At 68.2% G+C, this 14,360-nt stretch carries 11 protein-coding genes and 1 pseudogene; 4 read left to right on the top strand and 8 right to left on the bottom strand.

The window, feature by feature from the left end:
* Positions 1–151 precede the first annotated feature (151 nt).
* The 5 genes from ABZV42_RS38015 to ABZV42_RS37995 all read right to left on the bottom strand — a co-directional run bounded on the left by ABZV42_RS38015 (position 152) and on the right by ABZV42_RS37995 (position 7,892).
* Entirely contained in the window at positions 152–3,094 is a 2,943-nt protein-coding gene (locus tag ABZV42_RS38015; protein WP_356056096.1) for a TIR-like protein FxsC, read from the bottom strand.
* A gap of 25 nt (positions 3,095–3,119) precedes the next feature.
* Positions 3,120–4,058, bottom strand: a complete 939-nt coding sequence (locus tag ABZV42_RS38010) for an AAA family ATPase (protein ID WP_356056093.1) — start codon at positions 4,056–4,058, stop codon at positions 3,120–3,122.
* Complete coding sequence (locus ABZV42_RS38005) at positions 4,055–6,115, bottom strand: hypothetical protein (RefSeq protein ID WP_356056091.1); 2,061 nt, start codon at positions 6,113–6,115, stop codon at positions 4,055–4,057. The genes ABZV42_RS38010 and ABZV42_RS38005 overlap by 4 nt, the downstream gene beginning before the upstream one ends.
* An 8-nt stretch (positions 6,116–6,123) precedes the next feature.
* Positions 6,124–7,080, bottom strand: coding sequence for an alpha/beta hydrolase (locus ABZV42_RS38000; RefSeq protein WP_356056089.1), 957 nt, complete (start codon positions 7,078–7,080; stop codon positions 6,124–6,126).
* Between the two features lie 446 nt (positions 7,081–7,526).
* Complete coding sequence (locus tag ABZV42_RS37995; RefSeq protein WP_356056086.1) at positions 7,527–7,892, bottom strand: hypothetical protein; 366 nt, start codon at positions 7,890–7,892, stop codon at positions 7,527–7,529.
* Positions 7,893–8,769: 877 nt separating this feature from the next.
* On the opposite strand from ABZV42_RS37995, the gene ABZV42_RS37990 reads away from it, so the two are divergent.
* The 4 genes from ABZV42_RS37990 to ABZV42_RS37975 all read left to right on the top strand — a co-directional run bounded on the left by ABZV42_RS37990 (position 8,770) and on the right by ABZV42_RS37975 (position 12,068).
* Entirely contained in the window at positions 8,770–9,657 is an 888-nt protein-coding gene (locus tag ABZV42_RS37990) for a hypothetical protein (RefSeq protein ID WP_356056084.1), read from the top strand.
* Complete coding sequence (locus tag ABZV42_RS37985) at positions 9,654–10,652, top strand: SsgA family sporulation/cell division regulator (RefSeq protein ID WP_356056082.1); 999 nt, start codon at positions 9,654–9,656, stop codon at positions 10,650–10,652. The genes ABZV42_RS37990 and ABZV42_RS37985 overlap by 4 nt, the downstream gene beginning before the upstream one ends.
* Positions 10,653–11,109: 457 nt before the next feature.
* Entirely contained in the window at positions 11,110–11,463 is a 354-nt protein-coding gene (locus tag ABZV42_RS37980) for a hypothetical protein (RefSeq protein ID WP_356056080.1), read from the top strand.
* 95 nt (positions 11,464–11,558) lie between these two features.
* On the top strand, positions 11,559–12,068 hold the full coding sequence (locus tag ABZV42_RS37975) for a DUF6529 family protein (RefSeq protein WP_356056078.1): 510 nt from the start codon (positions 11,559–11,561) through the stop codon (positions 12,066–12,068).
* A 556-nt stretch (positions 12,069–12,624) separates the two neighbouring features.
* Here the strand turns inward: ABZV42_RS37975 and ABZV42_RS37970 are convergent.
* From ABZV42_RS37970 to ABZV42_RS37960, 3 genes and pseudogenes are all read right to left on the bottom strand, one after another.
* A pseudogene (locus ABZV42_RS37970) lies at positions 12,625–12,974 on the bottom strand (transposase); the annotation flags it as partial.
* Between the two features lie 88 nt (positions 12,975–13,062).
* Entirely contained in the window at positions 13,063–13,617 is a 555-nt protein-coding gene (locus tag ABZV42_RS37965) for a transposase (RefSeq protein ID WP_356056076.1), read from the bottom strand.
* Positions 13,614–14,189, bottom strand: a complete 576-nt coding sequence (locus ABZV42_RS37960) for a helix-turn-helix domain-containing protein (protein ID WP_356056161.1) — start codon at positions 14,187–14,189, stop codon at positions 13,614–13,616. Before ABZV42_RS37960 ends, ABZV42_RS37965 begins: the two co-directional genes overlap by 4 nt.
* Positions 14,190–14,360 lie beyond the last annotated feature (171 nt).

Below are 14,360 nucleotides of genomic sequence, written 5' to 3'. Positions count from 1 at the left end.
CGTCGGAGAGGATGCGGTGCCACATGCCGAGGTCGCCAGAAAGCGGCTGCCCAGCGAGCATTTGCTGACCGACGGACCGCGGTCGGCAGTGAGTATCCGCCGGTGGCCGAGGAAGCGTAGAAGGTGACAATGCGCCCGTGCTGCGGCGTCGTCATGCGTCGTCTCCGGTCTCGGGCGCCGTGTCCGCGGGGTGGCGGTAGGACGGGAGCGCGGGCCCCATGAGGCGGGGCCGTGGGGTGTAAGGGCCGGTGGGGGGATGCGACGGGGCATGCTCGAGGTAGTGCCGGGTCGCATGGGCGACGACCGAGGGGAGCTCGTCGACGAAGGACCGAAGCGTTGGTAGTCCGTTCACGGCGATACGGGACTCGGCACGGCGGCCTCGGTCAAGGGTGAGCGGCAGGGTGTTCTCCAGCTCGTGCGTGAGTACGCGGCCCTCCTCCTCCTTACACTGCACGTCGACACGGTTCCAGGGGACGATCGCGCGGACCCACGGTCGTGACCGGGCGTCGAGGAGTTGGAGCTTTCGCCGGCGTGCGCTGTCCGTGAGTACCCAGCGGTCGATGAGAAGGATGCTGGGCTGGTTCGCCCACTCCTCGTCGTCGGCGGGTTCGCTCATGGCGTCGTAGTCGTCCAAAGAGGAGACGGTGACCCGGAAGTCGAGGGCTCGCATGAGCTCCTCCGCGAGGGCCGCGATGGGCCTGGTGGACTCGGTGAAGTACGGATTCCAGTCATGGGCGGTGTCGCCGTAGGGGCGCACGTCGCGGCCGGGTGGGATGGTGTCCCGGGTGGGCGCCGCCACGGTCAGGTGGATGCGCCGGGGGCCCTGGCCACGCGGCTTGAAAGCACTGGGGGTCCTTTCGTAAGCACGCGGCACGCCCGCAGGCAGCGAAAACTCCTGCGCGGTCTGCACGATGCGCTGGGCTAGCCGGAAAACAGTCTCCTCGTACTCGTCGCGCAGCCGGTTGAGTTTGATCAATCCGTAGAGCCCGCTGTCCATGTAGGGCTTCCCGAACTCCGCCGAGACCACTTGGAGATGGCGCACGGAGTCTGGTAGCTGGGCGTATTCGACCCGCGTCCACAGGGCTGGGACGATCGGCGACGCAGGTCCAAACGCACCCGAGGAACGCGCCTGTAGAACACGTTCGCTGAACGCGTACCACTCTCGTCCGCACATCTCACTCGTGAAGTAGCGCGGCGAGAGCAATGGGACGAACACCCGGCAGGCGGCGAGGTTCTCCGCGAGCCGTTCGGGCCACCCGTCGCCAGAACGCATCTCCCGGTCCATGAACCCCGCGGCTAAGCCCGCGGGCAGATCCGTGAGGGCCATGATGTGGTCGCAAAGGTCGCGGAAGAAGGCGGATACCCAGTGGTCGGGGTCTCCTGCGCTGGATCCTGAGCTCGGCGTGTGTGCGTAACTCAGGAAGAAATACGGCCGGTTGTCCACCACTCGTTCCCGTTCCGTCGTGTGTGGGCGAAGTCCCGCCTTCGGCGGCTGGGTGACGGCTGTGGCCATGTCCGTCCAGCCTTGTCTGCGCCGCACTTCTTTCCTCTGTCCCCGCCGGGCGGCCGTCAGTCCCAGAAGTTCCAGTGTCCGTTGCGATGCCTGCGCGAACGACCTCAGTTCGGCCGGAACGTCCGTGTCGCCCTCTGGGCCGGGCACGATTGCGGTCAGCTGCCCGCTCGCTCCCGGGCGGGACGAGAGGTAACGGCTCAGAGCTCTGTTCAGCTGCCATATCTGGTGCTCGGTGACTCCGTCCTGGAGCTGATCCCGCACATCCTCAGGTATCCGGAGCGCCGCACCCCCGCCCTGGTCAGTGCTGACCGGGAAGAGCCCGCTGACGAGCAGTTCGGCCATGTCCGCCACACTCGCCTCGGGCACCAGTTCCTGGCGGATCAGGTGCAGCAGGGCGATGCTCAGGTTGTCGAAGGGCGAGCACAGTTCGGCCAGGCGGGCGGCGGCGGGTGAGGCCGTGCGAAGGAATCTCACCGCTGGTGGTGGAACGGGCCGTGCGGAGCTTTGCGTCGTGACGGGCTCGCCGTGCAGGTCGGTACGGCGGGCGGGTCGTCCCCCGGGCGGGACCAGGACCGCGCCGCATCCCTCGGCTGCCGTGCGCATCAGGGTGCGCGACCAGCGACCTAGGGAATGCGGTGACATGGACAGTACCGGTATGGGCAGCCAGGTGCCCTTGTCCTCGGCGTCGGGTCCAGCGCCGGGCAGCAGGGGCTGATCGAAGGACAGCTGGGTGTTGTGCGCGCCTGGTGGCCCGGGCAGCACGCGGACCGTCGGCAGATCGAGCCCCGTCCTTCGCCACAGCTTCACCGGCAGGGGGTTGAGTAGCGCCACGGGTGCCGACCGCGACCAGGCGCGCAGTTGCCGCCACACGGCTGGCTCCCGCCATCCCGCGGCCACGCAGTCGGACACCGCCACCACCAGCAGGCGCCCGTTTGGCGCGCACAACTGTCCCGGTCCGGTCAACCGTCCTAGCCCGTCCCGGAGTTCTGGCCCTCGCTCGCCGAAGGTGAGGTCGCGCACCTGCAGGGTCCGAAAGGCACCGAGCTGGTCCAGTACGACGGTGAAGCCGTCGATCACCTCCCGCCATACTTGCATCGTCGGGGAGCGGTCCACCACCAAGACCAGCCCGAACCACCGCTCGGGGGCGGGCCGGAACGCCGGCACAAGTTCTGCGCTGCGGGCATAGGCGTCCACCGTCGCGTCGATGTCCAGCTCGTCTTCGCGCCCGCGGGGCCAGGGCCGCTTCCACGGTCGTAGGGCGCGCGTCAGCGGCAGCCCATCAGGCAGGGCCCCCGCCCGCGACAGCGCGACCGCGTCACCGCGGAGCCGGGCGGGCGCTGCGGCAAGCCGCTCGTGTAAGGGGTGCTCGTGTGCCTGCGGCTGCGCCGCGGGCTCGGGGGCCAAAACCCCGGGAACCGGCCGTGGTTCCCGGCGGGGCTCGCTCGGTGGCACGGGCATGGTGGTGGCGGGCCCCTGTCCCCCCGCCTCGCTCATACGGGAGGCGAGCCACAGGAGGTCGGCCAGGGCCGTGCCGTCGAGGCCGGGCGCCACGGTATGGATCGCCGCCACTACCTGCCCCAAGGGGTCGGCCTCCAAAGGGCCCGGTTCAGGCACGGGACAGCTCGCGCAGCACCAGGTCGAGGAGCTCTTGGCGGTCTGCGTCGGACAGCGCGGTGGCGCCGGTCAGGAGGTGCACCGCGTTCAGCAGCTGGTCCACGGCCAGGCTCTGACCGGCCGCCACGCGCGCGACGAACGACCTGATGAGTTCGTCGACTGCGGTGCTCTGCTTCAGATCCGTACCGATGTTCAGATGGGCTTCGACCACAGAGCGCAGCGCCTCGAGCGTCGGCGTCGGCATTGTGAATCGGATGCAGCGTCGCAGGAAGGCAGCGGGGAAGTCGCGTTCGCCGTTGCTCGTCATCACGACGAATGGAAAGCGGTCGCACTGGATGCGACCGCGCTCGACAGGGCTGCGGTCCTGGTCGCTGTCCCAGTGCCGCACGGATACGAGCCTCTCCGTATAGCGGGCGAGTTCGGGGATCTCGTACTCTCCGCGCTCCAGGACATCGAGGAGATCGCTGGGCAGGTCCAGGTCGCTCTTGTCGATCTCGTCGATCAGCAGTGCCCGGGGACGCTGGGCCGGCAGGAGCGCGGTTCCCAGGGGGCCCAGTTGCAGGAACGGTGCGATGTTGTCGCTGCCTTGGGGACCGGAGAGCCGCTGCGCGTGGATGCGGCCCAGCGCGTCGTAGCGGTACAGCGCCTGCGTGAGCGTGCTGCGCGAGGTGATGTGCCAGTGCAGCGGTCGGCCCAGCTTCAGTTCCGCCGCGACCTGTTCGATGACTGTGGACTTGCCCGAGCCTGCCGGACCGGTGATCAGCAGCGGGCGGCGCAGCGCCAGCGCGGCGTTGACTGCGGAGACGAGTCCTGGCGGCGGCTGGAACTGCCGGTGCAGGGGTTGGCGTGGGAAGCTCCGCCACGGTGGCGGATCACCGAGATCGACGTCGCGCGGAACGCCGTCGCCCACGAAATAGGGCTGCCAAGTCATGCGGGCTCTCCCCGTTCGTCGATCCGCTCGAACCAGTCACAAAAGTCGAGCCACTCGTGGTCGTGCCACACACTCCGCCACAGGGCCAGGTGATCCCGGCGCTCGCGTCCGGCCCGACCTGCCGGGCCCCAGCTGCGACGGTAGGCCTCGCTGAACTCTGTGGGCAGCAGATTCCAGTACTGATCGAGACTGGTCCGGCAGCCGCCGGGCATGCGGCCTTCCGCACCGGGCCAAAGCACGATGGGGGCGTACGCCAAGAGGACCTCCATGACCTGCTCGAAGTCCTTGGGCCGGTGCCCCAGTCCGATGGCTTGAACGTACATACCGCGCAGGAACCGCTCGACGAGCTCGCTCGGGTTTTTGGTCAGTTGCGGGCTGAGCCAGTCCACCGGCGCGTGTTCCGCTCCGGTCTCGCGCATCGCGGTCAGTTTCTCCCGGGCCCGCCAGTTGATCCAGAAGAGGTGTTCAGGCGGGCATAGCCGCTCGCTCCAGCGCATCACCACGTCGTACCGATCGCCGAGCCGTTCACCGAAGTTGGTCAGCTCTGGCCGCCAGCGCAGCAGCAGCGGCGCGGACGCGGCGACCTCGACGCGACGGAGCGCTCCTGCTTCCCCGCCCGCCGCCTGGGAGCCCCATTTGAGCGCCCGGGCCAGCGCCGTCTCGGCACCTGGTTGGTCGGGCCGGCAATCGAAGGTCTCGTGTGCGTGCACCTGGGCGCCGTCCACCAGCCATGCCTCGAGGGTCTCGGGCCATTCATCGGCGAGAGCGGCATGCAGGCTCACGATCAGCCGGAGTCGGGTTTTGTCCCGCTGCTTGCGCTGGGCCTCGAAGGCATCGCCCAGTTCGACCTTGGCGCCGACCGCGCGTGCCCAGGCGGTGAGGTCGGGGCTGTCCTCGGTTCTGCCCTCGTCGCCGGCCAGCGCGGCCACGAAGGCCGCGAGCCGCGCTGTGGGTGACTCGCCGGGGCGACGGGCCCGAAACCGGAGGAACTCCGCTGCGTCACGGAGCAGTTCGCTGCCGTGAGTCTGGGGCAGTTCCTTCTCGGGTAGTCCGGCGGCCGACCGGAGGGCGTCTTTGAGCCGGTCGGTGGTTAGTGGCTGTCCCGACCAGGAATAGAGCAGATCGACGGTACGCAGCACGGCGCGCAGACCGTCGACGACCCGCAGGGCCCAGGCCAGTTCGGTCGTGTCGCGGGCCGTACGGCGGCTCAGTTCCTCGTGCAGCCGTTCCAGTACGAGGAGGTCGGTCACGGGTGTCGGCAGCAGCTCCGAGCCGCCTATGGGGGCCAGTGCCTCCTCCAGCTTCTCGGTCGCGATGGGCCCAAGGACCGATGCGATCCCCTTGAAGTGGCTGGCGTTGCGCGCGATCCATAGGGGTGCGCCGAATCGGGTGCCGTCGTGTTCGGCCAAGTGGGCGGTCTGGTCCTGCACCACATCCCGTATGGCCTTGATCACCTCGTCGGGACGCAGGAACTCACCGGATGCGACCACCCCCTCCGCGAGTACCTGTACCAGGGCTCGGCTGAAGGCGAGCCGGTGCGCCTCCTCGGTGGCACCGACCGCCGTGAGGAGGGCGAACCTGGTCGCTCCCCTGCGGACCCCGGCGGACAGTGCTCGGATATCGGGCATCGCGCCACCCGCGTGGCAGGTGTCGACCAGGGCTATCAGCCCGGGAAGCCCGGGGGTTCTGAGGATGTCCGTCAACACCTGTCCGACGTCGACTCCGGAGCCGATCCAGTCCTCCTGGGAGTCCGCGGCCATCAGGTGGAGCCCGGGGTTGTCCCCGTCGGTGATGCCGTGGCCAAGGAACGCGACGACGAGGACGGCGCAGGCCTCGCCCGCCCTGACCGCCGCGGTCCGCACCGCCCGCTCGATGTCGTCCTTGCGGGCGGCATCGCCGTACAAGAGCGCCGAGGTGACCGACGGGCTGCGTGTGCATCCTCCCGTCCAGTGGTGTGTGAGCGCGTCCCGCAGGGAGGGCGCGGCGTCCTCCAGTTCGCTCAGGAGTCCCAGGTCCGTGTTTTGCGGGGCGATGACGAGGGCGTGCCGAAGTGGCATCGAGGCGCTCATGAAGGGGTGACCGCCTGAAGCTGCTCGACGACGGGTCCGGCGACGCGCGCCTGCGCGAGGTACTTGACGGCGGGATGCACCGAGATGCCGTCCGAGTCGACGCGTCTGCTGCGGGGCAGCACGCGGCGCGCGTTGGGGCTGACGGTCTTCTCCAGTATCGGACGTACGGCTACGAGGTCGTCCCGGTCCCAAAAGTTGAGCCATCGGCCGACCGAGCCGGGAACTCGTAACGGCTGGGGGCGCATCCGCAGGCCCACCGCCGCGCGCATTCCCATGGGGGATCCGAGGGTCACCAGCAGGGGGACGTCCCCTTGATACGCGGCCAGTGTCTCGAGGGCCACCACCGTTCCGAGTGAATGCGCGACGACGATGGTGGGCCCGCCGGTGTCCAGTTCGCGCTCCAGACGGCGGCGGATCCTGGTGTCGAGGGTGAGACCTTCCACGTTTGGCTCACCACGCCCCAGATACCGGGCTACCTGACGTAGGTGACCCACCATCAGGCGGGCGCTGGCCCAGCCGCCGAAGCTGCGCAGTCCGGGCACGGACAACAGGGTGTTGGCGGCGCCGAGCACCTGGCGGGCCACCGAGCCGGGTCCCTGGGGAGCGCCCCGGGGCCCGAGTTGTGCCTGGGCATGGCGCAGCACCGGAATCTCTTCGCCGTGGGTGGGATCTTCCAGCCGTTCGGTGACGGCTGCTGTGAGCATCTCCCGTACGAACACGGCCTCGTCGTCGTCCGCCGTGGAGGTCCCGCCTTGCGCTTGAGCGTCTCGAAACAGGTCGCCGTAGTAGGCGAAGCGGGTGTCGGCCGCCCAGCCTTGGATCAGATCGAGGACTCGGCTTGCATGCCCTGCGTCGCGGGCGCCGTCGGCCAACGCGCGTAACCACAGGTCCAGTTCGGCGGTGGGATTTCGTGGTCCACCGATGCCGTGCACGAACACCAGACGCGGCTTCACGTTTTACCCCCGAAACTCCCCGTGCTCAGCGTTTCGGGCGGACTCCGAGGAGGTGGCCGCCCCGCTATCGCGAGCGGACTCCGCCCAGTTGAATGTGGTTTCCCCGTCGCGGGCCTCAGAACACCAATTCCTCCCCGTCCGATCGGGCCGGAGGCAGCAGCACCGACGACGCGGCCGCGTACTGCCGCTGCATGGGGATACCGCTTGGGGGGCGCGACATGCGCCTTTGCCGCGGGTCGCCGCTGCCAGGCGAGGCCGTATCCCTCCACCGGTGGCTCCAACAGTGCACCGCCCTCTTGGGAAGCCGCCGAACGCGTCGGACGTCAGCAGCTCCTGTAGGACTTCCAGGTTGTTGCGTACGGCGAGGAGATCCGGCAGGTCGCTGTCGTAGCGGGAGGTGCCGATGAGGACCGCGCGGGAGCCCCGGGGGTCCGGCCGGCGGAGGGTCACGGCTGGCGGTGGTCGCGCAGCGCGGTGTCCAAAAGTGTCTGGGTGTCATCGGCGGAGTCGGCGGTGACCTTCACGCTGCGGCCGTCGGGCAGCGTGAGCTCCACCGTGGCCGCCGCCCGCCAGGCTTTGAGGAGGGTGGGGAGCGAGCGTATGAGGGCGGTGACGGCGCCGCTGCTGCCGATGGCAATGGTCAGCAGTTCGATGCCGGATCCCATCTGGCCCTCCGACGGGGCCTTGTTGACCAGGCTTGCCCGGCCGAGCAGTTCGGGCTCAGCGATCAGTGCTCGGCGCAGGAGGGCCAGGTCGTCCTCGGTGATGGCGGGGGCGTTGCCCGCCTTGTCGGTGACGTCGTCAGTGAGCATTCCTCAGCGTTACATCCAGTATGTCGTCCCCCGCCCGCTATGCCTCGATCATGCATCTGCAGGTCAGTTTGCAATACGGGAGGGGATGGGGCCCAGACTTCTGCAAAGAGTGCTGGGCCGCCATCCCCACCATCTGGGCATCACCTCTGATGGCCCGGTGGAGATCGGCACGCGCCTCTTCGACTCTGACCGCGCCGTGTGTGCCAGCGTTGGAGATCGTTTCACCAGCGATCGCGTACACGGGCCCGCGTCTGATGCGCGCGTGCTGAGGACTGTGGCTTCGCGCCCGGCCCAGGGTCCTCAGCCCCCCGGGCTCCCGTAGCGCTCTGGCAGGGGCCAGGGTGCCTGCCTTGTGCGCCTCGCTGGCCGTCTCAGCATGCTTCCCGCCACCCACCACGAAGCAAGATCGCCGCCTTAGAACGTGCGCGGCCGATGATGCGGTCGTTGCGCAGGAGGTGGCGGGAGGTGGGATTGTGCCGGGAAGAGCCAGGGGTGACTGACGGGCCTGGTGGTTAGGGCGGGACCTATTCAGTAGTTGACGTGGCTCGGGCTCGGGTGGGATCTGGGCTGACGCGTTCTGCTCGGTTGTCCCCGTCAGCTCTCTCCATGCCTTGGCCAGCGGTATGCAGGTCCAGATCAGGCGGGTGAGGGTCCGCAGCAGATGTTCCACTGCGGTGAGGACGGCCAGCACGCCGGCCGTGGCGATGACGACAGTTTGGGTCATGCCGTTGTCGTAGGGGCTGACACGGCTGTTGCATCACGTCCTGGTGGCGGTTCACACGTTCAGGGATTCCTTTTCGGGATCGCGTTATCTGTAGGGCGTTTCTCTCCCTACAAAGCTCTCAGAACGTGACCGCATCGGTTCGCAGGGAGAGGTATGCCCGACGACCAGTTCGACGGGGCTCCGCCGCTAGGAGCCCAGCAACTGCCAGCCGCGCGCGTCGGCACCGACGCCCAAGAGCCCCCGCTTTTCAGAGTGCGGATCGAGGAGGACTCCGCTGCTCTTGTTCAACTCGCAGACGCGACCGCTGCCGAGACCAGCCAGAGAGCGGCCGACGATGCGGCCCTCTTCCAAGCCCTGGAAGCGGCACAGTTCGATGGCCCGGTTTGGAGTCTTTTTGCTCGGGCGTTGACCGAGTATGCCTACCCGATCGTGACCAACTGGCTTTACACAGGGGAGATCTTCTCCTTGTGCGCGGATCGGGGGCGGCCTATTCGGGCTTCCCGGACGCTGCAGGACGGGGAGACTTTGCGCACCGACCCAGACGAACGGGAGGAACTCCTCTGCGAGGTCATCGCGCGGGCGTTGCACGTCTACCGACGCAACGCACTCGCCGGCAAGGGCTGGCGCCCAGACGGTGGCGCGGCGCTGAAGACATACTTCGTCGGTGGCGTCCTGCGGGAGTTCGCCGGGGTCTATGACCGCTGGGCTTTGGAGCGCGCCCGGCGCCCACCGTGTGACCCGGACGGCATCGAAGCGTTGCACAATGTCGCAGGCCATCCCGGTGAGGAACCCGAGAACAAGGCCATCGGCCATGACGCTGTGCGGCGGGTGCTTGCCGAAGTGAAGGATGAGACCACGCGGACCGCCCTCTTCCTCAAGTGGCGGGGATACACGACCAAAGAAATCGGCGAGCATCTCGACCTTTCGGCGGCGGCCGTCGCCATGCGTATGTCTCGGCTGAGAAAGAGCCCACCGCAGCAGGGCGGTTCGGAAGATCGACTCACCCCCTCGACGGCGCAGGATGGCAGGGAGGACACGTGAAGCGGGAAGAAGGCTCCGCAGAGGTTCTCGCACAGGCCATCGCGAGGATTCAGGAGGCAGAACTGCATGCCCCCGAAGCGTTGCGCGAGAGTTTTCGTGCGTGTCTGGAACACCTCACGGAACTGCAGGAGCGCGTGGACCAAGAGCTCGGGGATACGAGTGGGCGACCGGACGGCTTGAGCGGACCGGACTTCGCGACCCTGCTGGAGCGGTCCTCGCTCGGCGCGCCCGGAGCGGCGGCGCTTCGCGCGCGTACCGGCGCCGAAATCCGGGAACGCGTCGAGAAGCGGCTGGCCGAACTGGAGGGGTGCGCCACCACCGGCACGCAACCTCATAGCGACGGTGCCATTGAACCTGTGCGCGGGACCCTGGGCCGGCTGCACTCTCTGTTGCGCGGCTACCTAGAGCATCGGCGCCGGCAGAACGAGGCGCAGCCGAAGGCCAAGGGCAGTTCCCAAGCGTTCCAGGTAGTTTGCAACGTCCGCATGCGGCTGGTGGTCTCCAGCAGTTCCTCCATGCCCGTGCCGACAACGCTGCGCTACCGGTCGTCGGATCCCTACGCCATCGAGGCGTGGTTTCGAGCGAGCCCGAACGAGCTCGTGCGCTGGGTCTTCTCTCGTGAGATTCTCACCGCTGGCCTGCGCACCTCTGCTGGTGTCATGGATGTGAAGATGCGGCCTGCCGTCTCGGTGGGAATGGAAGTTGTCTTCATCACCCTGCAGTCCCCTGAGGGAACAGCGTTGTTGGAGGCCCCCCGGGCAGCTCTGCAAAAGTTCCTCCGCCAAACGTTCGACCTGGTAGCGCCTGGAGACGAGGGGCAACACGTCGATGTTGACGAGCTGTTCAAACTCACCACACGTGACGCGCAGGGCACGGTCGGCAGAACCGACGACGTCGCCGCGCTGGTGAGCGAGGAGAAGGATCACGAGGACGACCTCGATCAGCAAGCCGAGAGTGCCCAACTCCTCGATGAACAGGAAGGGCACGACAGTTAGTGATCCCTCCAGCACCGACTACGGGCCCGAGGCGTGTCCTGCTCCTCGAGCCCAGGTCGTCAAGGTAGGCCAGTGCCGTACACGATCACACTCGGCATCGGCCGTGCCGGAATCGGGTGTCGTCGGGGCATCCATCTGGGCGAAATCGCCCGGTGCTGCGGCGCTGCGGAGCACGCGGATCCGGGAGCTGCGGGGAGCATGACTCCAATGCGTCGGTCAGCCGTCCGGGGCACTGCGATGCTGTGGAGCTGTGATGAGGCGCACCCGCCTGGCTGTTGTTGCCTGGACCGCTGCCGCTGTGGTGCTCGGCGTCGGCGCCAGTGGCTGCTCCAGCAGTAGTGGTTCGTCGTCCTCGTCGGCGACGCCGTCGAACGGGGCCACGAGCAGTGCGTCCGGCTACGCTCAAAGCGCGTCCGCAGCAGCAAGCAGCGCCTCGGCCGGTGCTCAGGCCGCGGTCATGACCGCCACGGCAGGCAAGCTCGGCACGATCCTGGCCGACGCGAAGGGCAACACCCTCTACCTGTTCGAGGCGGACAAGTCGACGCAGTCGACCTGCACCGGCTCGTGCGCCGCGGCCTGGCCACCGCTGCTGACGTCCGGCAGCCCGACGGCGAGCGGCTCGGCCAAGTCCGCACTGCTGGGCACCACGAAGCGGTCCGACGGCAAGATGCAGGTCACCTATAACGGGCATCCGCTGTACGGGTACGCCGGAGACTCCAAGCCGGGTGACACCAACGGCCAGGGCCTCAACCAGTTCGGCGCCGCCTGGTACGTGCTCAACACCAGCGGCCAAAAAGTGGACTTGAGCTGACCGCCGCCCCGTCCGTCGCCGAGCAGCGGACGCGACGATGACCGAAGGACACCGCGCTTCCGGGCGACGCTCCGCCAGGGGGCGCCGTCGCGCTGGTGCTGGGCGCCGCCGTGGCGGTGGCGATCTGGGTGACGGGACGGCATCACAGCCCCCAGTACGAGATGGGACTGTTCGGCGCCCACGGCACCGACGCCGTCGACCTCAAGGCCCGTCTGGGCAGCGCCCTGTTCGGCCTTGCGCTCGTCCAGCTCGTGCTGGCTCTGTGGATGTACCACCGCCTTCCCGGCCTCGCGGCCGCGCCTCGCCCCGTGCGTACCGGACACCGTGTGCTGGGATTGGTCGCCTTCCTGCTGTCGCTGCCCATCGCGTACCACTGCGTCCGCACCTACGGGGTGGAGACCACGACCACGCGGGTCTTGCTGCACTCCGTTGTCGGCAGCGTGCTGTACGGCGCGTTCGTCGCCAAGGTGCTCGTGGTGCGCAGCCGTCGCCTGCCGGGCTGGATGCTCCCGGTCACCGGCAGCGTCCTCGTCTGCGCCGTCGGAGTGCTGTGGTATACCGGCGCGCTGTGGGCCCTCAACGGATTTGACGCTCCCGGACTGTAAGAGGTCCCAGTAGCTGGAGCGGGTGCGCTGTCATCCCGCACGCGGTGATCCTGCTGGTGACATGCGTGGCGCCCCGGACCTCCCTCTCCGTCCCGCCCTACGCTGACTTGCCTCGGAGCCCGCGCGGCCACGCCAAGGCCGCCAAACCAGACGCTGCCGGCTACCCCCGATGGAGTGGTGGTCGACGAATCAACGCAGTACGCCGACACCGTGCTCTTCGAGGGCCGCCGCGGCTTCTTCATGGAAGCGCAGCTCCTTGGCTGGTCTGGTGCAACGCGGCGATCGTCGTCGCCTTCCCGACGCCCTGAGACCGTCGAGGGTGACGAAGAATCCACGGGTCACGCAGCGGCCTCCGTGGTCGGCTGGTTCCGCTCGTGCTGCTGCGCGCTCGAGCGGCGTCGAGCCGGTCCGGGGGCTGATGAAGCCCACCAGGAGCGGGGCCGTATCGGAGGTCAGCGCTGGTGCTGCCTGTGCATGTTCCAGACCCGGGCCGCGGCCTGCATCGGCTGCGCCCATTCGTCAGGGTGTTGTTCCGCGATGGAGTCCCACAAGCGCTGGCGGTGAGGACGCCCTGGTCCAGGTGCATCCCGGTGGCGTCGTGGCGGGCCCGCGCGGTTGTGGAGTCGACACTGACCAGGGACAGGTCCACCTCGCCCCGCTTCGCGGCCTCCGTGATCAGCCCCTCCAGCAGGGCCTCGAAGACTCCCGCGTCACGCCACTGGCGGAAGCGGTTGTGGACGGTCGACCAGGCACCGAACTCTCGCGGCATCTCCCGCCACTGCCCGCCCGTCTTGAACTGCCAGATCACGCCCTCGAACTGCTGCCGCAGCCGCTCGGGGTACGGACCGTACTCGCCGACGGCCCGATGAACTCCCACTCGGCGTCGGTCAGTTGCACTCGCGTCACTCAAGACGGTCTACGGGTCCGGGCCCCACCGCGAGGGCGAAACCCGCAGATTGATCACGACTCGATACGCGCCCTAGTGCTGGATTCCTCATTGGATGTACATATATCGGCGTCGTAGTTGGCGGGTGGGCGGGGCGGGTCGGCCCCAGATCCAGGGTCGGGCGCGGGAGTTGAGCTGTGTGGTGGCCAGGGCTGTGGCCTGGGTGATGTCGTCGGGGTTGGCGAAGGACCGCCCGGCCAGGGCGGTCTTGCGGAAGATCCGCCACCAGCCTTCCTGGAGGTTGAGCCAGCACGCGCCGACCGGGATGAACGCGTGGCGGATCCGGGGGTGGTCCTCCAGCCAGGTGCGGGTGGACAGGCTGTTGTGGGAGGACAGGTTGTCGGTGACGATCCAGATCTCACCGGTGGGGTTGGCGTCCTCGACCAGTTGCAGGAACTGCTGGTAGAAGACGCTGTTGCGGGAGGAAGCGGCCATGGTGATCTGCTGGCCGTCCCGGACACGCAAGCCCCCATAGACCCAGGTTTTCTCGGGTCCGCGGCTGTAGTCGAGTTCCGCCTTGATCCGGTGGCCGTCGGGTGACCAGGCAGGTGCGGGCGGGAAGGTCCGGGGGATCACCGGGCCCAGCTCGTCGGCGCAGATCACCGTCGCGTTGTCGGGCGGCTGGGTGTAGAGACCGATGATCCTTGTCCTTTTGGGACGAAGTCCGGGTCCTTCGACCGCATCCAGGACCGGGTGCGACGCCAGCGCACGCCCTCGGCCAGCAGGATGCGGCGCACCTGCGATCGGCCCACCTCGATCCCCTCGGCCCGCGCCTGCGCGGCCAGATAATCCAGCGTCCACTCGGCCGGCCCGGACTCGTCAAAGGCCCACAGTTCTCCGACGGGCTCCCATCGCAGCCGCCCCGGCGGCACAGTCTTGACCAGGGAAATGATCCGGGACCGCTCCTCCTCGGTGATCCGCCGCTTTCGGCCCTGCCCACCCAGATCATCCAGTCCCTGCAGACCCGATCGGTTGAAGCGGTGCACCCAGCATCGGACCGTCTTCTGGCTACAGTCCAGCTCCACCGCGATCGCCGGCACCCGCAGCCCCGACCAGCTCAGCTCGATCATCCGGGCCCGCATCACCACATCCCGCGGTGCCTTCCGTGCCCGCGCCAGGCGACGGACGACAGCCCGCTCGTCCTCGTCACGCTCCGGCCGTGCCCATAAAACCATCGCCCAGCACCCGCCCCCGAGCACCCTCAACTACCCCGCCACCAGGACATATACCCAGCTAAAGAGGAATCCAGCACTAGTAGGGCTTGGTCATCTTCACTCGTGAGTGGCGTGTCTGCTTGCTCGTGGGTGTCGTTGACCTGGTGTGACACCTGAGGAGATGGCCGAAGT

The organism is Streptomyces sp. NPDC005281, assembly GCF_040607495.1.
In the GTDB taxonomy this organism is placed as follows: domain Bacteria; phylum Actinomycetota; class Actinomycetes; order Streptomycetales; family Streptomycetaceae; genus Streptomyces.
Note: the sequence above shows the minus strand (reverse complement) of the source record. Positions and strands in the feature narration are given on the sequence as shown.